This is a genomic window from Burkholderia sp. MSMB1589WGS (assembly GCF_001636105.1).
GTDB lineage: Bacteria > Pseudomonadota > Gammaproteobacteria > Burkholderiales > Burkholderiaceae > Burkholderia > Burkholderia humptydooensis.
The window spans coordinates 649,448-673,902 of record NZ_LNJT01000008.1 but is presented as its reverse complement, the minus strand read 5'-3'; the positions used below and the strand labels follow the sequence as shown (position 1 = coordinate 673,902).

Below are 24,455 nucleotides of genomic sequence, written 5' to 3'. Positions count from 1 at the left end.
ACGGCGATCCTGGAGGGGAATACGGGCGGTGGTGCGCATCGCCCGTCGAATTGATTGGATTGGCCGCGCGCGGGCCGGGCGGGTTCGGCGCGGCCTCATTGGGAATCGATCATGAGCAATCTGGATACATTGTTGTTGTCTGCCGACCAGCGCGAACGCTACCGGGCGTTGCTCGCGGAACGACGCCTCGCGGATCCCGGCGGGCAGGGCATCGCCCCGCGCGCGCCGGGTCAGCGCATCCCCCTAACCAGCTATCAGGAACCGCTGTGGTTCATCGACCGGTACGAGGGCGGCGATACCGCGCATAACGTCGTGTATCCGATGGGCCTGCCCGAGGAAGAGATCGACGAACCGGCGCTCCTGCAGGCGATCGGCCGCATGATCGAGCGCCACGAGATCCTGCGCACGACGTTCCGGCAGGACGATGCCGGCGCCGTGCAGATCGTGCATGAGAGCTGGCCGCCCGCGCTCGAGCGCGTCGATCTGCGGCCGCTGCCGGATGCGCTGAAGGAAGCGACGGGATGGAAGCTCGTCGACAAGGAGGCGGCCCACCAGTTCGATCTCGAACAGGGCCCGCTGATCCGCTTCACGCTGCTGATCGTCGCGCCGAACAAGAATGTGCTGATCGTGTCGCTGCATCACATCGTATGCGACACATGGTCGGTGGCGATCATCGATCGCGAGATCCGCACGCATTACGATGACATCGTGAACGGGCGTCCGTGCTCGCTGCCGCCTGTGGCGGCACAGTTCGGCGACTATGCGATCTGGCAGCGCGAGCAGATCGCGCGCGGCGCGCACGCGCAGCATGTCGACTACTGGGTCGAGCGGCTCGCCGAGGCGCCGCCGCTGCAGCTCGAGACCGATTTCCCCGCGCCGGAGCGGCGCAGTCACCGGGCGGCCAACAGCCTCGTGCTGATCGAGCCGGATCTGCTGGAGAAAGTCAATGCGTACGCGAGAAGCCATGGCGTCACGCTCTACATGGTCTTGCTGAGCGCGTTCAAGATCATGCTGGCGCGCCATACGGGACAGTCCGATATCGTGGTCGGCACGCCACATGCGAACCGCGAACTGGATGTGATGCGCGACGTAATCGGTTTCACGATCAATTCGCTCGCGCTGCGCACCGAACTCGATGGCAATCCGACCTTCGAGGACGCGGTGCGGCGCGTGAGCACGAGCGCGCTGCAAGCGTACGAGCACCAGGCGGCGCCGTTCCAGTCGGTGGTCGAGGCGCTGGGCGTGCGGGGCAAGGGCGAGCGGCTCAGCCGCTATTCGCTGTTGCGCGTGTTCTTTTCGGTTCAGAACATCAAGTGGGCGGATATCGGCCTGCCTCAGATCAATACCGGGAAGCTGCACGACAAGCCGCGCTTCACCGTGCCGCACCCGACCACGAAATACGACATCTATATGTACCTGCGCGAGCGCGACGGCAAGGTGCTGGGGGGCGTCGAGTACGACACGGAACTGTTCGCGCCGAGCCGTATCGAGCGGATGATCCGGCATTTCCTGCGCATTCTCGAACAGGGCGTGACAAACCCGGGCACGGCGATTCACGCGCTTGCGATGCTCTCGGAGGACGAGGTTCGCGCGCTGTGTCCGGCGCCGCGCCCCGGTCCGCGCGACGCCGAGCCGCCGGCGGCGATCCACGCGTGGTTCGAGCGGATGGCGACGCGCTGGGCCGATCGCCCCGCGCTGATCGACGGCGAGCGGGTCGTGACATACCAGGCGCTGGCGGATGCCAGCGCGAGGCTCGCCGGCGTCGCGCCGCTCGCGGGGCTGGCGCCGGAGCAGCGGGTCGGCTTGCTCGCGGACCGTTCGATCCCGATGGTCGAGACGGTGCTCGCGGTGCTGCGCGCGGGCGGCGTGTGCGCGATGCTCGATCACAGCGCGCCGGCGCGCCGGATCGGGGATGCGGTGCGCGCGCACGGCATCGTTACGCTGCTGTGCGACCCGCTTCCGGAAGCCGCGGGAAACCTGCCGGGCGACGCGATCACGCTCGATGCGCTGGCCGCGCGCGCGTCCGCCGCGCCCGCGCCTGGGGCACGCCGCGTATGCGCCGAACAGACGGCCTTCGTCTTCATGACGTCGGGTTCGACCGGCGTGCCGAACGCGGTCGAGTTGACGCATGCGGGCGTGTTGAAGGGGCAGTTGCCGCAGACGTGCCCGCATCCGATTGGTCCCGGCGACCGGCTGCTGATGACCGCGCCGACCAGCTCGGCGCGACTCGTCGGCGAATTGCTGTGGCCGCTCCTCAACGGCGCGACTGTAGTGATGTGTCGCCCGGGCGGGCATCAGGACCCCGTCTATCTGGGCGAGCTTCTGCAACAGCAGCGGATCACCCACTTCAGCGTATTGCCCCAGGTGTTGACGGCTTTGCTGGACGACCGGGTGCTGGCCCGTTGCCCCGATCTCAAGCTGGTGTACTGCGTCGGACAGTCGCTTGAGCAGCAACTGGCGGCGCGGTTTGTCGCGATGTCGGGCGCGACGCTCTACAACAGCTATGCGCAGACGGAAGCGTGCCCGGTGACGTTCCATCCGTGCGACGGTGCGGCCGACGCGGGGCTCGCGCCGGTCGGCCGCGTTGCGCCGCACACCGCGGTCTACGTGCTCGATGCGTACCTGCGGCCGGTGCCGACCGGCGTGACCGGACAGATCGCGATTGCGGGCGACCTGCTGGCGAGGGGCTATATGGGGAATCCGCGTCTCACGGCGGAAAAGTTCGTGCCCAATCCGTTCGGCGCGCCGGGCAGCCGCATGTATCGCAGCGGCGACCTCGGCTCATGGGACGAGGAAGCGCGACTTGCGTTGCGCGGGCGCAGCGACCAGCGCGTGAAAATCCGCGGCTACCGGATCGATCTCGGCGAAATCGAGCATGCGCTGATGTCGATCGACGGCGTCGACGAGGCGGCGGTCGTCGTGTCGTCCGATCTGCGCGGCGAGCCGGCGATTGCCGCTTTCATTCGCGCGCGGCCGCTGCCGGTGGAACAGCGCAAGGGGATCGCGCAACTGCTCAAGGCGCGTTTCCCGGTGCGCCGGAAAGATGTGCAGGCGCCGCTCGCCGATCAACTGCGCGCCATCCTGCAGGCCCGACTGCCGTTCTACATGGTGCCGGCGCGCATCACGCAACTCGATGCGCTGCCGCGCGGTCGGACCGGGAAGGTGGATCGCGTCGCGCTGGCCGCATACGGCGCCGGTCCGGCGGCGCCGACGAGCACGCCCGAAGGGGCGCCGCGCACGGAGCACGAGCGCGTGCTGGTCGCGATCTGGCGCGACGTGCTCGACCTGCCCGCCGACCGGCCGTTCGGCATTTATGACAGCTTCTTCGAACTGGGCGGCCACTCGCTGAGCGCGGTCAAGATCGTGCGTCGGATCCAGGCGGAACTGAACGTGAAGCTCGACATTCGCAATGTGTTCGAAGCGGTCACGATCGCGGGGCTGGGCGACCTGATCGAGTGGACGGTCGGCGCCGACAGCTTCGATGACGTCGAGCTGTGAGCGGGCGGGCGACATGCTGACGAACGTGGACCGCAACCGGACGGCGCGGCGCGTGCCGTACATTCACCGGTTCGAGGAAACGGCGCGGACGCACCCGTCGGCGATCGCGGCTGAGGACGCGGCCCGGCGCGTGACCTACGCCGAGCTGGACGGATTGGCGAATCGCTTCGCGCACGAAATGCGGCGGCTGGGCGCGGGGCGCGGTGCGATCGTCGCGATTTCGCGCGGGCGCGATGTCGTGATGCTTGCCGCGATCCTGGCGACCTTCAAGTGCGGCGCGGCCTATCTGCCGATCGATCCCGGCGCGCCCGCCCAGCGCAAGCGGTACATGCTGGCACGTTGCGCATGTACGCTGATGCTGGCGGATGCGCATGCAGACCACGCGATCGATCCGAATCGCGCCGTCACGGTCGTCGATCCCGCGGCGTGGCTGGCGTCGGGTCCGCAAGCCGGCCACGCGCTGCCCGACGTGACCCTCGACGATCCCGCCTACGTGATCTTCACGTCGGGCTCGACCGGCGAGCCGAAGGGCGCGCTGCTGTCGCAGGCGAACCTGGTCAATCACCTGTGGGCGAAGATCGACGATCTCGGCCTTCATGCGGGCGACCGGATCGCGCAGACCGCGCCGTGCGCGTTCGATCTGTCGGTCTGGCAGTTTCTGGCGGCGGGACTGGTCGGCGCGCGCGTGACGGTCGTGGCGCAGGACGCGGTCGCGCATCCGCCGGCGCTGCTGGATGCGCTGGCGCGCGCGAACGTGACCGTGCTGCAGGCGGTGCCGAGCTATCTGGCGACGCTGCTCGATGTCGTGGCGCGGCATCGCGCGCGCGCGCCCGACACGCTGCGCATCATGGTGACGGCGGGGGAGAGCCTGCCGATCGCGGTAGCGCGTCGCTGGTTCGACGTCAGCGACGCGCCGCTCGTCAATGCGTACGGCCCGACCGAGTGCGGCGTGGACGTCACGCATCACGTGATGACATGCGCGCCGGACGGCGACGCCGTGCCGATCGGCCGCGCGATCCCGGGCGCCGAACTGCATGTCGTGGATGCCGACCTTGCGCCCGTGGCGGACGGCGACGCGGGTGAGCTGCTGATCGGCGGCGTGGCGACGGGCGTCGGCTACATCGACGCGCCGGCACAGACGGCCACATCATTCGTCGCGGTGCCGTTCGCGCGGGGGCGCTTCTATCGGACGGGCGACCGGGTCAGGCGACGCGGCGGTGGCGTCTATGAATTCCTGGGTCGGCTCGATCTGCAGATCAAGCTGCGCGGCCATCGGATCGAACCCGAGGAAATCGAAGCGGTGCTGCTGCGGGACCCGCACGTGCGCGCGGCTGTCGTGATGCTTTACCGCGATGGCGAGCGTGCCGAGCTGGCGGCGCTCGTCGAGCGCGCGGAGCCGGATCTGCCCGTCGACGCGCTGCGCGAAGCGTGCCGCGCGCGTCTGGCGGCGGCGCTGCCCGCGTACATGACGCCGCAACTGATTGAAATCGTGTTTGCGATACCGCTCAACGAACGCGGCAAGACGGACCGGGCCGCGGCGACGCGACTCCTGCGCGCGTTGAATCCGTTTCAGTGAAAGTCCAATCCATGAACCTGTTCGACCGCATCTTCCATCGCCTTGTCGAATGCGATTTCCTGTACCGGAACGTCCTGAATCGCCGTCCGACGCGCGAGTACCGCCATCACCGCGCCGTGCTGTGCGACGAGGGACGCCGGATCCTGAAGGCGTTGAACGACGACGGCGTGGCGATCTCGCATGTGAGCCGCTTCGCCGGAATGCAGCCGCTGTTCGACGCATTGCGCGAGCAGGCGTGTCGGGCCGAGTCGCAACGCCGCAAGCGCGTGCCCGCGAACTCCGACCAGGCGCGGGTCTATGCATTCATGTCGAACGTGCTGGGTTCATACCCGCGCTTCAATCCCGATAGCGTGTACGCGCGTTTCGCGTGCCAGGCCCCGTTCCTCGAAATCATCAACGCGTACTTCGACATGTTCGTTCAGTTGAGAAAGTACGCGGTATTCCGGCATTCGGGGGGCGGGCTGTCCGAGAACGGCAAGTGGCATCGCGATGGACGGTGCGATACGTCGGTGGTGCGTCTGTTTGCCTACTTCGCCGATGTCGGCGCAGGCAATGGCGCGATGCGCTACGCGCGCGGCACGCACCGCAAGGGCGCGCAGGGCAGCCGGATCGAGATTGCGCCGGCGAGCCTCGATCGGCAGGCCGTCTCGTGCGACGGCCCGGCGGGCACGCTGGTTTTCGCCGATACGCGCGGCTATCACCGCGCGGGCGATTTCACGCAGGGCGAACGCTGGGTGTTCAACGGCGTGTTCACGTCGCCCGGCTTCGGGGCCGACTATTTCACGCGTACCGGGAAGCGGCGTCCGGTACGCGGAAACCCCTTGTCGTGGGCGCTGTCGAGCCCGCTCACGCTGACCGACACCTTCGCACCAGACCAATCACGATGAACGAGCGAAACAGCCCGTCTTTCGGTTCCCGCCACGCCGACGAAGCGCCCCTGTCCTGGGGACAAAAGCAGATGTACCGCGCGATGCGGATCGATCGCGACGCGGCCCATTTCCACATGACCGATGTGCTGGCGCTGCAGGGCGACGTCGATCTGCCGCGGCTCGCGCGCAGCCTGGCCGATACGTTTGCCAGCCATGCGACGCTACATCTGCGCTTCGTGCCGTGCGCGGACGACGACGACGGCGTCGCGCAGCGCTTCGACGACATCGCGCCGATCGAGTGCCCGGTGCACGACTGGTCCGGCCTGCCGCCCGGCGAGGCGGCGGCGCGACTCGCGGCGCTGCGCGTCCGGTTCCGGGAAACGCCTTTCGATTTGGCCGCCGCCCCGCTGTTCCGATACGCGCTGGTGCGCCTGTCATCGCGCGACAGTTGCCTGTTGCTCACGGTGCATCATCTGCTGGCCGACGACTGGTCGATGGGACTGCTGCACCGGGAACTCGCGGCGCGCTATGCCGGACGCGATCCGGCGCGCCCCGCGCGGGACGATGGCGGCGCGCGCTATCTACGCTTCGCCCGGCGCCAGCACGCGTGGTTGCGCTCCGACGAGGGCGCGCGCGCGGTCGCGTATTGGGCCGACCGCCTTGGCGCGCTGCCCGCCCAGCTTGCGCTGCCGGTCGATCGGCAGCGCAGCGTCGCGGGCGCGCCGCGCAAGCGGACCCTGACGGGCGTGCTGCCCGTCACGGCGACGCGCCAGTTGCACGCGCTCGCCCGTGCCACGCATGCGACCTTGTTTTCGATCCTGCTGGCCGCCTACGACGTGCTGTTGTGGCGCCTGTCCCGCTGCGAACGCGTGCCGGTCGCGACGCTGGTCGCGAATCGCGGCGACGGCGAATTCGAGGATACGGTCGGCCTTTTCTTCAACACGATCGTCCTCGTCTCGGACGTGCGGCCGGATCAGCCGTTCCGCGACTTCGCCGCGCGAGTGGCCGAGATCACGCTCGAAGGCATGGCGCGGCAGCAGGTTCCGTTCCAGTACCTCGTCGAACGGCTGTGCCCCGTCAGGGATCCCGCGCGGGTGCCGTTCACGCAGGCGCTGTTCGCGTTCATGAATGCGTCGGGGCCGCGTCTGCGGCTCGGCGACGTGGCGCTCGCGCAGTTGGGCGGCATCGACGCGGGATCGACCTACGACCTGAAGCTGACCGCGTATGAAAAAGACGCGGCCGTGGAGGTGGTGTTCGAATACGACGCGAGCGTCGTCGAGCTGTCGACGGCGCAGGCCTGGCTCGACGTGTATCTGCGAATGCTCATGGATGCCGCGCGGGAACCCGATACGCCGCTCACTCATCTCGGCTGGACGCGGCGCGATTCGATCGCGTCCAGGATGGCGGGCGATACGGACGTGCTGGACGACTGGGGCGTCCCGGTGCCCGCTGGTTTTGTCGGGCAGTTGTGCCGGTTCGACGATCCGTCGGCCGCGCCGGTGCGCCTGGGCGTGCCGGCGCGGCGGCTGGCGGACCTCAGTGTGCGGACGCTGGACACGCGGCCGGCGCATTACGACGTCGACGGCGGCCGCATCGACATCGACGCGGTCGAACGGTGCGCGCACGCTGTGACGGGGGTGCGTCGCGCGCTGCTGACGCACGATGTCGAACACGGGCTGGTCATGCATCTCATGGTGGACGAGGCGGCATTCGCGCTCGCCGTGCTGCGTCGCGCGCTGTTCGCGTCGTTGCCGATGCATGGCGTGCCGTCGCGATTTCGCGTCGTGCCATGGATCGTCGAGCAGGTCGGCGGCGCGCCCGACCTCGATGAATTGTGGCGGGTCGGGCGCGATGCGGACGACGCGTCGCGCAAGCGCCCGCCGAGGGATGCGCACGAGGCGGCGGTGTTGCGCATCTGGGCGGACGCGCTACGCTTTCCCGAACTCGGCGCGGAGGACGATTTCTTCGCTGTGGGCGGCAACTCGCTGTCCGCTGCGCTGATCGTCGCCGAGGTCAACCGGGAGTTCGGCTGTACGTCGACGCTTCAGCAGTTGTTCGACGCACGCACGGTCGCGCGCTTTGCCGTCATGGCCGCGCAGCGCCGAGAGGACGCCGCCCGCGGCGCCTGGTACATGCAGCCGGACGCACGCAGTGACGAGTGGACCCGCATCGAAGAGGATGGCAGCCTGTCGTACCCGGTTTCCGAGGCGCAGGCGCGGATGTGGGTGCTCGACCGCCTGCCCGATGTGTCGGACCGTTACGTGATGAAGACCGCCTACCGGATCGACGGCGCGCTCGACGTGAGCGCGCTGCGCGCGTCGTTCGCGGCGCTGGTGCGGCGGCACGAACAGTTGAGGGCGGTATTTCGGGCGGTGGACGGTGAGATCCGGCAATGCCTGCTGCCGACTGGCGCGGTGCGCCTCGATGAAGCGCGCTGGGAGGGCGAGACGCCTTCAGGCGATGCGCCGCCTGCGCACCTGATCCAGGACCTCGATGCGGCGTTCGATCTGGGCAGCGGGCCGCTGATCCGGGCGCGGCTCGTGCACACCAACGATCCGAAGGTGCATTACCTGTACGTCGCGCTTCATCACATCGTGGCGGATGGCTGGTCGATGGGGGTGATCGTCGACGACTGGCTGCGGCTTTACTCGGGCCGCGACGCGCTTCCCGTCCTGCCCGCAGAGTATCGGGACTATTGCTGCTGGCGGCGCTCGGACGAGGCGCGGCAGGCCGTCGATGCGGACCTGCGTTACTGGCGCGACCATCTGGGCGGCGCGCGCGGCGAACTGGCGTTGCCGGCACGGACGGCGGAGCCGGGTGCCGGCCCGCGCGCCGGTCATCATTCGTTCCGCTTGTCCGCAGTGCTGTGCGAGGGGCTTGGCAGGGTCGCCGCCGCGCACGGCGCGTCGATTCACGCCATCCTGCTGGCCGGGTTTGCGATCGTGCTGTCGCGATACAGCGGCCAGAGCGATCTGTGCATCGGCGCGCCGGTCGCGAACCGCGATCAGGAAGGGACCGCGCCGATCGTGGGGCTGTTCGTCAATACCGTCGTGCTGCGGATGCGGATCGATGCGGGGCGCTCGCTCGCCGATCTGCTCGCGGCGACCCGGGACACGGTCATCGATGCGCTTGCGCACGCAGGCGCGCCGTTCGAGGAAGTCGTGCAGGCGCTGCAGCCGCAGCGGCATCTCGATGCGTCGCCGCTGTTCGAGGCCATGTTCGCGTTTCAGGCGTTTCCGCCGTCGGTGTCGGCGCCGGACGGCCTGACGCTGCGAGGTATCGCGCAGCGCACGCAGCAGGCGAAGTTCAAGCTGAGCGGCACGGTGACGCTCGGAGCGGGCATCGGCTACGGCGAATTCGAGTTCCGCGAGGATGTGCTCGACCCGGCGATGATCGGGCGCCTGGCGGCCGATTATGTGTCGATGCTCGAGCAATGGGCAGCGCATCCCGACGCTGGAATCCTGGCGCTGACGCCGCACACGGCGCGCGTGTCGCCGGTCGCGCCGGTTTCCGCCGATGAGGCCGGATTAGGCGGCGTGCGTGCGCTGTGCGAGATCGTCAGCCGGCAGGCGCGCCGTGCGCCGGACCAGCCGGCGCTGCGCGATCGCGCGACGACACTCTCTTATGCCGAACTCGATGCTGGCGCGAATCGCGTGGCCGCGCGGTTGCGGGCGCAACGTGTGGGCGCGGGTTCGCGCATCGGCCTGGGCGTACCGCGCTCGGCCGATGCGATCGTCTGTCTGCTCGGCATTTTGCGCGCGGGCGCGGCTTACAGCCCGATGGACATGCAGGCCTGCGCGTCGGACTGGCGTGAGCACGCAAGCGACGCTGGCCTCCACGCGATCGTGCTGGCCGGACCGGCTGGCGCGGGCCTCGACGGCGTGCGCACGATCGCGCTCGACTATCTGGTTGCGCCGATGGCCGATGGACCGGCCGCGGTGATCGCATCGGGAACCGCTCAGGCGAGCGCGGTGGTCTTTCGCACCTCGGGATCGACAGGCCGGCCGAAGTGCGTGACGGTGCCGCATCAGGGCGTGCTCGCGCTGATTGCGTGGGCGTGTGGCGCGTATGCCGCGCGCGAATATCGCAACAGCACGTTCGCGACCGCATTGACGTTCGATGTGTCGCTGTTCGAGATGTTCACGCCCTGGGCGCTGGGCGGCTGCGCGACGATGCTGGAGAGTCTGCAGGTCGTGCCAGAGGCGGACGCCCCGCTGACCTGCGTGAGCGGCACGCCGTCGCACGTCGCGATGCTGCTCGACCGGGGAGACTTCCCGGCCGGCGCCGCGACGCTGAACGTCGCGGGCGAGCCGCTGCCGCGCAGGCTGGTCGAACGGATCTTTGCGCAGACGGACGTACAGCGCGTCGTCAATCTGTATGGCCCCACCGAATGCTCGATCTACGCGAGCGTCGAGGATATCCGGCGCGCCACATTCGACGGCGCGGTGGGCATCGGCCGTCCCCATCCGCACGCCGCGCTGTATCTCGTGGACGACGCTCTGTCGGAAATGCCCGCGGGCGTGCCGGGGGAGATCTGCATAGGCGGGAGCGGACTCGCCCACGGTTATGCCGGACAACCCGTGCTCACGGCCGAGCACTTCATTCCCGATCCCTTTGCCGGCGAACCGGGCGCGAGGATGTACCGCACGCGCGATCTGGGCCGGGTCGACGAGCGCGGCCATGTTGCTTATCTGGGGCGCGCCAATGGCGTCCGGAAACTGCGCGGCGTGTGGGTCAATTTCCATGATCTGACCGCGGACGTGCGCGCGTGCGACGGCGTGAGCGACGCGGTGGTGCTGCCGATCGCATCCGGCGACGACGAGGACGACGCGCGCGTGATCGCGTTCTGCGTGCCCGAAGCGGGCGCGATCCTCGATGAAACGACGCTGCGACAGGCGTTCCGGGCGCGCGTGGCGCGCACCCGCCCGCTCGCGTACGGCCGCCTCGTCAATCGCTTCATCGCGCTCGATGCACTGCCGCTCACGCCGAACGGCAAGGTCGACGTCCACCTGCTCGCACAGTGGGAATGGCGCGCGAGGCCCGAGCCACGGGTGCCGTTCGCGCCGTCGGACCCGTTCGGACACCTGCTGCGCGACGCATGGCGAAACGCGCTGAAGCGGGACGATATTGCGCAAACCGATGATTTCTTCGCGTTGGGCGGTCATTCGTTGCTCGCGCTGCGCATGCTGGCGGAACTGGAACGGGCGACGGGGCTCGCGCTGCCGCTCGTGCACGTGTTCGAATTCCCCGTGTTTGCCGAGTTCGCGGCGCAGGCGGACGCGCTCGCGCGAGCCGGCGGGGCGTCGCAGCCGGGACGGGACGGCATCCGCCCGATCGCGCGCGGCGGACATCTCCCCGTGACGAGCGCGCAGCGGCGCATGTGGTTTCTGGATCAACTCGACCCGGGCGCGACGCACTACAACGTGTCGGTCGTCCTGCGCGTGCAGGGCGTGACGGACGATGCGCGGTTTCTGTGCGCGATCCGCGCGTGCCTTCAGCGTCACGAGGTGTTCAGGACGTCATTTCATTTCGTCGACGGCGAGGTCGTCGCGCAGATCGACGATACGCATGTTCCCGATCTGGCGTGTGAGGATTGGTCGACGCTGACGGAGCTCGAGCAGCGCAAGAACGAAGCCGCATGGCGCGCGATGCAGGCGTCGCATCGTTTCGATTTGCGTCGTCCGGGGCTGTTCCGGCTGCAGGTAGCGCGTCTGTCCGAGCAGACGCGGCTGCTGGCGCTGGTGCTGCATCACGTCATCACGGATGCCGGTTCGATCTCGCTGCTGGTCGACGAGATCGGCCAGCAGTATGCGCAACCGGCCAGACTCGCCGCGCCCGCCATTCAATACGTCGACTACGCGGCATGGGCGCGCGCGCGTGCGCGCGGCCCCGCGCACGATGCGCATCTGGCGTACTGGCGTGAGCAGTTGCGCGACTGTCCCGAGTTCCTGTCGCTGCCCGCCGATTACCCGCGCGACGCGACGATGCGTCACGATGGCGCGACGCATGCGTTCCTGATCGGACGGGACGAGCTGGAGCAGGTGGGCGGCCTGCTGGCCGGGCTGCGCGTCTCGCGCTTTGTCGGCCTGCTCGCGTTGTTCAAGCTGGCGGTGCATCGCTACGCGGGCAGTCGGGACATCTGTATCGGCACACCCGTGACGAATCGTCAGGTCGTGTCGACCCGCGCGATGCAGGGCTTCTTTGTCGATACGCTGCCGCTGCGCACGCGCTTTTCGTCGAGTGATACGCTGGCCGGCTTCATCAGGCGCGTGCATGCCGTCTGGGTCGATGCCTTCCGTCACCAGGAGCCCGGCCTCGAGGCGATTGTCGCGGACCGGCAGTCCGAGCGCGTGCCCGGATATCACCCGTTGTTCCAGCTCGCGTTCGCGCATACGGATGAGGCGCTCGCGACAAACGACGCGCACGGGCTGCGCTGGCGTGTGTCACAGGGCGGCCGTTACGCGACGCCGTTCGACCTGACCTGCCATTGCAACGAAACGCCGGACGGCATGTGGGTGACGCTCGAATACAAGACCGCGCTGTACGCACCGGCAAGCATCGCCGCGTTTGGCGCGCACCTGCGGCGCTTGCTGAGCTGTCTGGCGACGCATCTCGACGTGCCGCTCGCCGCGTTGCCGGGCGTCGATGTTGGCGCCTCTGTGGCCGCGCCGGCCGTGCGCGACGCCCGGTTGACCGACGGATTCGCACGCCACGCGAAGGCGAATCCCGATGCGATCGCGGTCAAGACCGTCTCGGGCGAATTCAGCTATGCGACGCTCGACGCCGATTCGAATCGACTCGCGCGCCGCTTGCTGGCGGATGGCCTGCAACCGGGCGAGTGCGTCGCGCTCTGCGTGGAGCGCGACTATCCGCTGATCGTCGCGCTGCTGGCCGTCAGCAAGGCGGCGGGCTGCTTCGTGCCGTTCGACAGCGACGTGCCGGCGCTGCGTCTGCGCGGCATCATTGCGCAGCATCGCATCACCCGGCTCGTGTCGACCCACGCGATCGTCGCGCGCTGGTCGCCGGAAGCGACGCAGTCGATGCGCGATGTCTGCCTGTACGACGTCGGGACGCAACGGGGTCCGTCCGCGCCGGGCGGATTCGGGGCAGTCGTGACCGCGCGGGACTGGGCCGACGCGCGCCCGTTGCCCGTCTCCGTCGCGCACGATGCGTCGCACGCCGCCTATGTCATCTTCACGAGCGGTTCCACCGGCGCGCCGAAGGGCGTGATGATCGGGCACGCGGCAGCGTGCGCCACGCTCGACTGGATCAACACGCGGTTCCAGGTCGCCGCCGGCGACCGGCTGATGTGGTGCGCGTCGCCAGGGTTTGATCTGTCCGTTTACGACGTGTTCGGCGTGCTGGGGGCGGGCGCCACGGTTTGCGTGGCCGATCGCGGCATGCTGTTCGACCCGACCGTCCTGGCCGCCTATCTGACGCACTGGAACGTGTCGATGTGGGATTCCGCGCCGGCCGTGCTGCAGTTCGCGCTCGCTGGCTGCGAAGTGCTGGGAGACGCATTCCGCAGCGAGACGATGCGGCTCGTCATGCTGAGCGGCGACCGGATTCCGGTCACGTTGCCGGCCGACGGCAGCCGGCATTTTCCGAACGCGCACTGGTACGCGCTGGGCGGCGCGACCGAAGCGGCGATCTGGTCGAACTTCCATGACATCGGCCGGGCGGAGGCGGCACGGGCGATGCGCTGGCAGCGCGCGGTTCCCTATGGGCGCGCATTCGGCGCGGCAGCGTATTTCGTGCTGGATGACGATCTGCGGATCTGCCCGGACGGCGTCGAAGGCGAGCTGTATATCGGCGGCGGTTGTCTCGCGGATGGCTACCTCGGCGCCCCTGCGCTGACTGCGGAGCGATTCATTCCGGATCCCTTCGCGGCGTCCGGGCGGCTTTATCGCACCGGCGACCGGGTCAGGCGCGATGCATCGGGGACGCTATGGATACTGGGCCGGACCGATACGCAGATCAAGTTGCGCGGTTATCGGATCGAACTCGGCGAAGTCGAAAGCGCCATCCAGCGGATGCCGGAGGTGCGCGCCGCGCTGGCGCTGATGGACGCCGACCGACAGGAGATTCGCGCCTATGTCCAACTCACTGGGCCGGGCGCGCTCGACGACGCGCAGGTGCTGAGTTATCTCGGCGCGCGGCTGCCGCACTACATGGTTCCGGCGTCGGTTCATTTCATCGACGCATGGCCGACGACGGTCAACGGCAAGGTCGACCGCGAGCGGCTTGCGTCCGATCACGGCAGGGCGGCCAGCCGCAGTCCGCGAACCGCGTTCAGTACGCTGGCGAGCCGGCTCGCGACGCTATGGGAAGAAGTGCTGGGCACCCCCGTTGAAGACATGGAAAAGAGCTTCTTCCACTACGGCGGAACTTCGTTGATGGCGGTGCGGATAATCGGTCTCGTCAATGAACGGCTCGGCGCGGCATTGCAGGTCATCGACGTCTTTCGCTATCCGACGCCGACCCGGCTCGCGATGCGGATCGCCGCGCCCGACGCGCAGCCGCCGTCCCGGCCGGCGTCGTCCGCCGGCCCGGCGGTGGTCAGCGTCTGGAAGGCCGGAGACGGTCGCACGCCGATGCTGATCTTCATCGCGCCGCCTGGGACCGACGGCGCCTGCTATGCGGCGTTGATGGACGAGTTGCGGGCCTGGCCAGGCGGGCTTGGCACGGTTGCGCTCACGTTGCCGCTGTTGCGGCGGTGGCGCGATGGCGCGGAACAGTCGGTGGGCGCGCTGTGCCGACTGATGGCGGCCGCGCTCGCGGAGGCCGGAATCGAACGCGCGATACCGTGCGGATGGTCGTTCGGCGGCATGCTGGCGGCGAATCTGCTGGGCTGGGCCGATGCGTCTCGGCTGACGCTGTCGTCGCCCGCGCTGCTGATCGATGCGTTCGGCGTAATGGATGCGGTCGGCGGCGGGGCCGGGCAGCCCGACGCGGCGCGCGAGACGTTCGACGCGGTGGCGGGATTGCTGTCCGATGCGATCGACGGTGCAGCCCTGGCCGAATTGCGCGAGGCATCCGTCGCTCTCCTGCAGGTGGGCGCGACAGGCGGACATGAGGTAACGACGCCCTGCATCGCGCTCCTCGAAAGCGCGGGTCCGGCGCACGTCAGCGCGTCGTCGAGCTGGCCGAGGACGGCTTTGTTGCACGTGCATGCGCTTGACGCGCATCACTACGCGCTGCTGCGCCGGCCCTGGGTGCAGGAGGTGGCGTCGTGGATCATGACGTCCCTCGATCACGATGCGGCACATGGGATGCCAGTGACGGAGTCGATCTGAACATGCCAGTCAGGATTCTGTTGTTGCGCCGTGAACGGGCGCTGTTTCTCGCGCTATGCGTGTTCGCCGGGCTGGCGTCGTCGTGTGCCGTCATCGTGGCGATTCGCGAGATCGCCTTTGCGTTGACGGATCGCGTCGCCGGTCAGCATTTCGCGTGGCCCGTATTCATCGCGGCGCTTGTCGTGACCGTGCTGGGCGGCCTGTGTTCGCAGGTTACGCTGAGCCATATCGGCGCGCGGATCATGCATGATCTGCGAAGCCAGGTTGTGTCGCGCATCATGCATCTGCCATACGAGACGCACGAGCGGCTCGGGGCGTCCCACATGCATGCGATCTTGTCGGAGGACGTCGCCAAGGCATCCTCCGCGCTCGGAACGCTGCCGTCTTTCGTCGTCTGCGCGGGCCTCGTGGCATTCGGATTCGGGTATCTGTTGCTGCTTTCGCCCGTTCATTTCGTGGGGGTGGCCGCGGTTCTGCTGGTCGGGATGAGCGTCGCGCGATACGCGTCCGCGCGCCTTGGCCGAACGCTTCGCGAAGCGCGGACCGACGAGGACGAGATGCAGGGACTGTATCGCGCGCTCATTGAAGGCGCGAAGGAGTTCCGGCTCAGCGCCGGTCGTCGGCAACGCTTCATCGAGTCGACGTTCGCGCCGTTGAGTCTGCGGCTTGCTTCGCGCAAGAGGGCGAGCGGCATCCTCTGGGGGGCGACGGTGCAATGGAACAACTTCGTTTTCTTTATGCTTCTTGCCATGGCGGCCGTGTTGCCGAACCAGTTGTCGCTCGGCAACGCCAGCACGTTGACGACGTATGCGCTCGTGTTGCTGCTGTTGCGCGGCCCCATGATGGCGTTGATGGAAATGGTGCCGACCCTCGTCGCGGGTAAAGTTGCCCTTGAGCGCCTCGCCCGGTTTGAACAGCCTCAATTGCCGCGCGAGCGTGCCGACGTGACTGAACCCACAGTCCGGAGCCTCGCGCTGCGGGCCCTGCGTTTTCGCTATCCCGTCGACGCGGACGAGCAGCCCGTATCTATCGGCCCGATTGATTTGCAGTTGACCGCCGGAAAAATCGTGTTCGTCACAGGCGGCAATGGCTCGGGCAAGACGACGCTGGCGAAATTGCTATCGGGGCTTTATGCGGCGAGCGAAGGATCTGTGCTGCTGAACGATGTCGCGCTCGGCCTGGATTCGGCCTTGATGCTGCGGCGGTGCGTCAGCGCGATCCATAGCGATTTTTTTGTCATGCCCTTTGAGACGGCCGCTTCGGCACGAAGCCCGATGTTGAGCCAATGGATTCAACTGCTTGGGCTCGAAGACAAATTGTCTGCGGCGGGCGGCTGGCAATCGGCTCCGCGCCTTTCCCAGGGGCAGCGAAAGCGGCTGGCGCTGGTCAATCTGCTGGCCGACGATAAGCCGGTTTGTATTTTTGATGAATGGGCTGCGGATCAAGACAGGAGCCGTCGGGAATTGTTCTATCGACGGTTCCTGCCCGAACTGGCGGCGATGAAGAAACTGGTCATCGTTGTGACGCATGACAGTGACTATTTCGATGTGGCCGACACAATCGTGCATATGAAAGATATGCAAGTTAGCTTTGTCAAGGAGAATGAAAAATGAGTTGGGATCATGAAGATACCGAATTTAACGTCGTCATCAATCATGAAGAGCAGTATTCGATCTGGCCGGTTTACAAGGAAGTGCCGGCCGGCTGGAAAACAGTGGGCGTGAGTGGCAAGAAAGCGGTGTGTCTCGATTACATAGAAAAGACGTGGATAGACATGCGTCCGTTGAGCCTGAGGCGCGCGCTTGAGGAAAACGCGCGCGAATCGAAGTGAGCTTTGATTTGAGTCGATGTTCATCCCGATTGACCATCGTTCTCATAGGGTGAATTTGAAGCGCTTGCGCTGCGCATGCTGATCTTGCGAAAGGCTGCGCGGCCGGCGCTCCATATGGTTAAAGCAATCAGCAAAAAATGGAATTATTTTGCAACATCAAGTCAATTCTTTGTCGACATATCAGTCGGAATTTTTTGCCGGGGTATCAGGGTGGCATCGTGCAATTCATCGTGTCCGACGAAACCGATGGGAAGTTTTATGCGGATATTTCAGAAAACATCAGATTTCTTGATGGCGTGTGCGAAGCGCCGGACGCTGTGGTCGAAATGTCCGCTGCAGTATTTCGTATGCTGATCGAGCAGCCATACGCAACCTTGGAGGATGCCGTCAAGGTGACTGGGAATCGCGCTTTGGTTTCTCTCATCGCTCATGCTGCGCAGCCGGAAGTGGATAGCGGCCGAACCCGCTTGCGCGATCTGACTTTGCAGGTGACAAATCTGGCTTTGCCCGAGACCGAGGTACATCGAATGGCGACCGTCGATGCAAGGCAATTGATGCAGATATTGCATGGAGGGACGCCGGTGATTCTAACGGCGATGCTCAATGCTTCAGGCTGGCGGACGACGTTCGACGAACTTCAGCAAAGGTTTGGCCACCTGCCGCTCGCTGGACTGGATGCCGATATTCTTGGGGCCACGCTGGGCCTATCGACCTTGGGGGCGTTGATCGATGCCACTTTGGATGGCGACGCGTCCGGCGTCTACAGCGGTGGGTGCGCATTGCCCGGGCCCATGCATGAAATGTTCGAGCTCCCGTTGCTGAACCGAAAGTGTTTTACGCGGCCGCAATTATGGATGGGGCGCCAGGATTTCCGCGCATGCACTCGCTTGCATCGTGATTTCTTACATGCATTTATTGGTCAAGTGATAGGCTCAAAGAGATTCGTCCTATACAGACCGGACGACGCAGAATATCTATATCCAGGCGCCTGCTTCAATATGTTCCAGATTGCGAGATTTGATCCATTCCGGCCAGATCTGACGAAGTTTCCACTCGCAAGGCGAGCAAAATCGATCGAGTGTGAATTACACCCCGGTGAGTTGCTCATTTTGCCAGTTGGATGGTTTCACACGGTAAGAGGTGATGGTGCGGTAATGTCGGTGAATCGCTTCATGCGTGAGGATGCGTGGGCGGCGTTATCAACGCGCGGCGGATTGGAGGCGCGGCAGCGTTGAATCCACATAGGTATGCAGATCTGGCGCCAAGGCTTATCCGCTACGAACGTAAGTGCGCGAATCGCTTCGACCGCATCGGGGTTCGATCAATCATTTTACAAAGAGAATGCCTTTCGAGACTAAGCAACACAGGCACTATAATCTTCCGGTACTGGACACCAAGTGGCATCGAACGCCGTTACGCAGTCACGTTATTGCGAGGAGATCCAAAAAAAAGGCGGCGCATCGAGGATCGAGATGCGTCGCCCAATGCGGATATCGAGGGAATATCCGCAAGCACGCTATGTGAGGCGATGCGCGCGCCGGTGTGCCGCGCGCGTCGCCCGTCAGTTGGCTATTTTGCGCCGACGACGCCGAGCGCGCTGCTGTAGTTCGGTTGCAGCCAGACCTTGTTCGCGTTCAGGTTCGTCGTGTCGAAATAGATCGTGTTGCCCGAGCGCACGCCGATTTTCGCGACGTTGCCGTAACGGCCGTTGACCTGATCGGCGAGCTGTTTCGCCCACACGCCGCGATCGGCGTTGTACGGCGTGATCGGCTGGCGCACGTCGACGACTTCCGCGCCGCGCGCATCCGCGCCCATCACGCGGAAGCGAACCTGCTGGCCGGCTTGCGGCGCGATGCCCGGCTCGACGAACGCGCGCGTCGCGACCCACGGGAAGCCCGATGCGCGCTCGTCGGCGGCGATCGTCACGTCGCTGCAATTGAAGAAGCCTTCGTTGCCGGCATCGATGCGCTGCCAGTAGCTGTACAGCACCGCATCGCCGGTGCGGCCGGCGGGCAGCGTCACGTCGAGCGTGTAGAACGACTGGATCGAGCCGGGCAGATGGCCCGCGCCGTTCGCGGGGACGGGCGCGGGAGCCGGCGCGTCGTAGATCTGTTGCAGATCGTCCCAGCGCAGCGGCTGCGACGGATCGTAAGACGGCTTCGAGATGAACACGCGCATGCGCGCCGGATTGTGCGACGTCGTGTTTTCCCACTGAAGCTCGACATGACCGTTGTTTGGCGTCAGTTGCGTCTTGCGCCAAACCGTCGTCGGCGCCCTGTCGAGACCCGCCTTCGACGTGTCGCCGCCCGCGCACAGCAGGCCGTCGGGCACCGCGGCCTTCAGTTGCGCGAGATCGTTGCCCTGGCCGACCGGATTCGCGGACACCTCGTTCCATTGCGTGAAAGGGTAGGCCGAATTGTTGCCGGCACGATAGGCGGCGCGGCAGTCGTCGTGCGGGATCGCCGAGCCGTCGGGCGGGTCCCAGTAGCCGCCTTCGAGGCGGCATTGATATTGACGCGCGATCGGGAAGCCGACTGCACCGTGCGCGTCGGCGTCGGCAGGCGCGAGCAGCGCGGCGAGCGAAGCGGCCAGCGTGGCGGCGGCACCGAGCGCGACTGCGGCGCGCACGCGCTGACGGGGTGACGGCGCATCGAAGAGCGACTTCATGTAGCGTTCCTCCTGGTGAGAAATGACACGGTTCGCGTTCCGCAGCGTGATGGAGATGCGTCGATTGTTTTGGATGTCGAAATGTACGGCGTTGGCGCTTTCTTCCGAGGATTCCGTCACGATGGTAGATGACGTCGCACGCCAGCACGGCCTACCAAAAATGGCAGGCGCGGCGAATTCGCGCGATGCCGGGCGTTCGGGGCGACGGGCGGCCTTCTGTCTGCCCGATCCGTTCGAAGAGGGCGCGTCGCAAGCAAAGAGATCGCAGCCTATCGCCAGTGCGGAGGTGGGCGTTACCACGAAACTTGGGAGGTTGACCGGCGAGGCGCGCGACGATCGCGCGGCGGCGGTCGAACCGGGCGCGCGCTCATTCGCTCGTCCTCGTCCTCGTCCTCGTCCGCGTGCGGTCAAGCGGTCAAGCGGCCGCGCGTTCGACGCGCGCGTCAATGCAGATACGCGGCGGGCTGCGTAGGCGTGCGAATCGCAAGCCCTGCGTCGAGCAGCGCGATCGAAAACCAGCGGGCGATCTTCAGCACGCCGCTGTCCGCACAGCGCGGCAGCCAGTCGGCGAGCGCGCGCAGCGCCGCTTCGCTGCGCGCCGATTGCAGGTGGGCGAGCGCCTGCAGAAGCTGCGCCTCGTCGTTCGCGGGCCCGCACGCGCAACGACAGTGCGTGTCGAGCGGGTGGCAGGCGTTGCACGTGAGGAAGCGCATCAGCATGTCGAAATGCACGAGCCCGTCGGCGCGCAAGCCGGCCGCGGCCAGCACGTCGCGCCACGATTGCCGGCGGCATCGCGTGTCGCCGTCGGCGACCTTGGCCGGATGCAGCCACCTGCGGATCGCGGTCAGCACGATCCGCGCCGCATCGGCATCGCGCGGTTCGACGTCGGCTTCGGCGAGCGGTGCGCCGTTCGGGGCGGCGTGAGGGAAATGCATGACGGAACCTCCGGAGTTCGATGCGGCACGCAAGCGGCGGGCCGCGCATGGATGTCGGTCGGCGCGGCCGTCAGCGTGCGGGGCCGAGCCATTCGCGCACGTGCGCGCCGCGATCCGGACGTCGCGCGTCGCTCGCGGGCGCGGCCGGCGTGCCGACGAACAGGAAGCCGACGAGTCGCTCGTCGGCGCCGAAGCCGAGCGCGGCGTGCATCGCCGGCTCGTGCGAATCGACGCCCGTTGCCCAGAAACCGCCGTAGCCGAGCTGATGGATCGCGTTGAGCATGTTCATCGCTGCTGCGCCGACGGCAAGCAACTGTTCGACCTCCGGTACTTTCGACGTGCGATTCAGTGCCGCGCCGAGCGCGATGACGAGCGGCGCGGCGAGCGCCCTGGCTCGGCGGTGCTCGTGCGAGCCGGGCGGATCGCCGGGCGCACGCGCATCGGCGAGCTCGACGAGCAGATCGCCGAACGCGTGGCGCGCCGCGCCGCGGATCACGACGAATCGCCACGGACGCAGGTTGCCGTGATCGGGCGCGCACAGAGCGGCGTCGAAGATTGCGTCGAGCTCGCACGGGCGGGGCGCGGGTTCGGTTAGCGGCCAGCGGGAGCGGCGCGACAGCAGTCCCCGCAGCGGGCCGCGCGGGTCGTCGGATACGGCGGCGCGCGCGGGCGCCGCGGAGGCGATGGCATTCATGGTCGAGGTTCCGGTATCGGGCGATGAACGGAATACATCATCGAACAGATTCGCTTTAAATGCAAACGATTCTCATTTGCGGATGGGGCGATTCGAGGGCCGCGTAACGATTCGGGTGGGGCAGCGCGTCACCGGCGGCCGTGCGGTTCGCGGGATTCCGGCGGCGAGCAAGGCGCGTGCATCGATTCCCCCGAACCGCCCGCTTGCAGCGCGCGTTCTCAATTCGTGCACGCAAGGAAGCTTCGGGGCGATGCATCGGCTGATCGATTCCTGGCAGTGTGTTATCGCGGCGCCGTCGCCGCCGTGCGGAAAGCGGTTCGAGCGCCCGCGATGCCGAGGTTCGCGCAGTCATAACTATCCGGTTAATCCAGAAAGAGCCGATGGTTCGATCGGATACCGAAGTGATCGCCCGCATAGACAGACGCGCGGGAAATCTGCCACGCGGGCGACACCGGCTGCGCCGAATCGGCACATGCTGGCCGCCGGCCTTCGCACCTTCGTGGTGCGGTGTGCCGCGCAAAAGTGCCAAATCAGACGGGAGGCCGGAGGATTCCAGCAAGGCACGCTCTTTGCTCATCAGACATTGCGCCGGTTCGGCATGGAGAGATGCCGAGTGAATGATGGATGGAGAATTTTTCGATGAAGCCGTTCGACGAAATGCTGCAACCCGGCGATACTGTACGAGCGCCGTATGAGCGCTTGAAGCAATGGCTCGACACGCAGGATCCCGCGAGCCTCGCCCAGAAGGCGCACGACGCCGAAGGCGTGTTCCGCAAGACCGGCATCACGTTCGCCGTGTATGGCGACGCCGAGGCCGCCGAGCGCTTGATTCCGTTCGACATCGTGCCGAGGATCATTTCGGCAAGCGAATGGAACCGGCTGTCGCAGGGGATCGAGCAGCGCGTGATGGCGCTCAATGCGTTCCTCGACGACATCTATCACCGCCAGGAGATCGTGCGCGCGGGGATCGTGCCGAAGCACCTGATCGCGCACAACGATGCGTTCCTGCCGGAGATGATCGATTTCCGGCCGCCCGGAAACGTTTACACGCACATCATCGGCGTCGACATCGTCCGGACCGCGGAAAATCAGTTCTACGTGCTCGAGGACAACGCGCGCACGCCGTCCGGCGTGTCGTACATGCTCGAGAACCGCGAGACGATGATGCAGCTCTTCCCCGAGCTGTTCCAGCGGGTGAAGGTGCGGCCCGTCGAGACATATCCGCAACTGCTGCGCCAGTCGCTCGCGGCCGTCTGCCCGCCCGGCGGCAATGCGGACAATCCGACCGTCGCGGTGCTCACGCCCGGCATTCACAACTCCGCGTATTACGAGCACGCGTTCCTCGCCGACCAGATGGGCGTGCATCTCGTCGAGGGCAGCGACCTGCAGGTGATCGGCGATCGCGTCGCGATGCGCACGACCGAAGGCTTCCGGCCGATCGACGTGCTGTACCGCCGCCTCGACGACGCGTTCCTCGATCCGCTCACGTTCCTGCCGGATTCGGTGCTGGGCGTGGCCGGCATCATGGACGTCTACCGCGCGGGCAACGTGACGATCGCGAATGCGCCCGGCACCGGCATCGCCGACGACAAGGCGATCTACTCGTACATGCCGGAGATCGTCGAGTTCTACACCGGCCGCCGCGCGATGCTCGAGAACGTGCCGACCTGGCGCTGCGCGGAAGCGGACAGCCTCAAGTACGTGCTCGAGCATCTGGAGGAGCTCGTCGTGAAGGAGGTGCACGGCTCGGGCGGCTACGGGATGCTCGTCGGCCCCGCGGCGTCGAAGGCCGAGCGCGACGCGTTCGCGGCGAAGCTGCGCGCGAAGCCGTCGAACTACATCGCGCAGCCGACGCTCGCGCTGTCGACGACGCCGATCCTGACCGAGCGGGGGCTCGCGCCGCGCCACGTCGATCTGCGGCCGTTCGTGCTCGTGTCCGACCGGATTCGCATCACGCCGGGCGGCCTCACGCGGGTTGCGCTGAAGGAGGGTTCGCTCGTCGTCAACTCCAGCCAGGGCGGCGGCACCAAGGACACCTGGGTGCTCGCCGACTGAACGCACGCGCAAGACGGCGCATGCGAACGCATGCGCTTGCGGCGCGCGTTCGCGCGCGCCGCACCGAACAATGATCGGAGTGGACGGCAAACATGCTTCTCGGACGCACAGCAAGCGGTCTTTACTGGATGTACCGCTATATCGAGCGCGCGGAAAACACCGCGCGCATCGTCGACGCCGGATTGCGGATGGCGCTCACGCGCACGTCGGACGCGCCCGCGGAATGGTCGTCGGTGCTCGTCAGCTCGGGCGCGGACGACGGCTATCGACAGAAGTACGAAACATATGCGGCGGACACGGTTGCCGATTATCTGCTGCGCGATCGCGACAATCCGTCGAGCGTGCTCTCGTGCATCGAGTACGCGCGCTCGAATGCGCGGATGGTGCGCACGGCGCTCACGCGCGAGGCGTGGGAGAGCGTGAACGGCGCATGGCTCGCGATCAAGCGGGCGCTCGCGCAGCCGATCCGCGCGAGCGCGCTGCCCGCGATCCTCGACGAGATCAAGCGCGAGACCGCGCTGATCCTCGGCAGCTTCTACAGCACGATGCTGCGAAACGAGATCTTCGATTTCGCGCAGATCGGCGCGTTCGTCGAGCGCGCGGACAACACCGCGCGGATTCTCGACGTCAAATATCACCTGCTGCTGCCGTCGGTGTCGCACGTCGGCACGATCCTCGACAACTACCAGTGGGAATCGATCCTGCGCTGCGTCGCCGCGCACCGGTCGTATCGCTGGGTCTACGACGTCCAGTACAAGCCGCTCAACATCGCCGACTATCTGATCCTCAACGGGCGCATGCCGCGCTCGCTGCGCTACTGCTACGGGCGTGTCGTGTCGAGCCTCGAGCATCTCGCGAAAGATTACGGGCTCACGCACGGTTGTCACGAAACCGCCGCCAAAATCAGGCAGTCGCTCGAGGGCAACACGGTCGAACGTGTCTTTAAGAGCGGACTGCACGAGTTTCTGACGGATTTCATCGCCAAGAACAACAGTCTCGGCCTCGAAATCGCCCAAGCCTACAACTTCGATTGA

Annotated in this window: 12 protein-coding genes; 9 read left to right on the top strand and 3 right to left on the bottom strand. The window is 66.6% G+C overall.

What is annotated here, in order from left to right; all coding sequences use genetic code 11:
• Window positions 1-111: 111 nt before the first annotated feature.
• The 7 genes from WT16_RS20880 (at window position 112) to WT16_RS20850 (ending at window position 18,305) form a co-directional block, all read left to right on the top strand.
• Window positions 112-3,498: a condensation domain-containing protein gene (locus WT16_RS20880; RefSeq protein ID WP_063534113.1), complete on the top strand. Its 3,387-nt coding sequence runs from the start codon at window positions 112-114 to the stop codon at window positions 3,496-3,498.
• Window positions 3,482-5,074: an amino acid adenylation domain-containing protein gene (locus WT16_RS20875; protein ID WP_231749009.1), complete on the top strand. Its 1,593-nt coding sequence runs from the start codon at window positions 3,482-3,484 to the stop codon at window positions 5,072-5,074. The genes WT16_RS20880 and WT16_RS20875 overlap by 17 nt, the downstream gene beginning before the upstream one ends.
• Window positions 5,071-5,961 carry a phytanoyl-CoA dioxygenase family protein gene (locus WT16_RS20870; protein WP_231892092.1) on the top strand — a complete coding sequence of 297 codons (891 nt, stop codon included), beginning with the start codon at window positions 5,071-5,073 and terminating at the stop codon, window positions 5,959-5,961. Before WT16_RS20875 ends, WT16_RS20870 begins: the two co-directional genes overlap by 4 nt.
• On the top strand, window positions 5,958-15,239 hold the full coding sequence (locus WT16_RS20865) for a non-ribosomal peptide synthetase (protein WP_082874945.1): 9,282 nt from the start codon (window positions 5,958-5,960) through the stop codon (window positions 15,237-15,239). The genes WT16_RS20870 and WT16_RS20865 overlap by 4 nt, the downstream gene beginning before the upstream one ends.
• A 2-nt stretch (window positions 15,240-15,241) precedes the next feature.
• Window positions 15,242-16,852 carry a cyclic peptide export ABC transporter gene (locus tag WT16_RS20860; protein WP_063534110.1) on the top strand — a complete coding sequence of 537 codons (1,611 nt, stop codon included), beginning with the start codon at window positions 15,242-15,244 and terminating at the stop codon, window positions 16,850-16,852.
• On the top strand, window positions 16,849-17,070 hold the full coding sequence (locus WT16_RS20855) for an MbtH family NRPS accessory protein (RefSeq protein WP_063534109.1): 222 nt from the start codon (window positions 16,849-16,851) through the stop codon (window positions 17,068-17,070). The genes WT16_RS20860 and WT16_RS20855 overlap by 4 nt, the downstream gene beginning before the upstream one ends.
• A gap of 137 nt (window positions 17,071-17,207) precedes the next feature.
• Window positions 17,208-18,305 (top strand): cupin-like domain-containing protein, encoded by a 1,098-nt coding sequence (locus tag WT16_RS20850; RefSeq protein ID WP_231892091.1) that lies wholly within the window; start codon window positions 17,208-17,210, stop codon window positions 18,303-18,305.
• Window positions 18,306-18,639: 334 nt separating this feature from the next.
• Here the strand turns inward: WT16_RS20850 and WT16_RS20845 are convergent, their stop codons facing one another.
• The 3 genes from WT16_RS20845 to WT16_RS20835 all read right to left on the bottom strand — a co-directional run bounded on the left by WT16_RS20845 (window position 18,640) and on the right by WT16_RS20835 (window position 21,366).
• Complete coding sequence (locus tag WT16_RS20845; protein WP_059931516.1) at window positions 18,640-19,737, bottom strand: lytic polysaccharide monooxygenase; 1,098 nt, start codon at window positions 19,735-19,737, stop codon at window positions 18,640-18,642.
• Window positions 19,738-20,180: 443 nt separating this feature from the next.
• The gene (locus WT16_RS20840; protein WP_063534108.1) at window positions 20,181-20,672 is read right to left on the bottom strand and encodes a hypothetical protein; all 492 of its coding nucleotides are present in this window, start codon (window positions 20,670-20,672) and stop codon (window positions 20,181-20,183) included.
• Between the two features lie 70 nt (window positions 20,673-20,742).
• Window positions 20,743-21,366: a nitroreductase gene (locus tag WT16_RS20835; RefSeq protein ID WP_059931521.1), complete on the bottom strand. Its 624-nt coding sequence runs from the start codon at window positions 21,364-21,366 to the stop codon at window positions 20,743-20,745.
• Window positions 21,367-22,005: 639 nt separating this feature from the next.
• On the opposite strand from WT16_RS20835, the gene WT16_RS20830 reads away from it, so the two are divergent.
• Both WT16_RS20830 and WT16_RS20825 read left to right on the top strand, forming a co-directional pair.
• Window positions 22,006-23,421 carry a circularly permuted type 2 ATP-grasp protein gene (locus tag WT16_RS20830; protein ID WP_015603545.1) on the top strand — a complete coding sequence of 472 codons (1,416 nt, stop codon included), beginning with the start codon at window positions 22,006-22,008 and terminating at the stop codon, window positions 23,419-23,421.
• A 92-nt stretch (window positions 23,422-23,513) separates the two neighbouring features.
• Window positions 23,514-24,455, top strand: coding sequence for an alpha-E domain-containing protein (locus tag WT16_RS20825; RefSeq protein WP_009914420.1), 942 nt, complete (start codon window positions 23,514-23,516; stop codon window positions 24,453-24,455).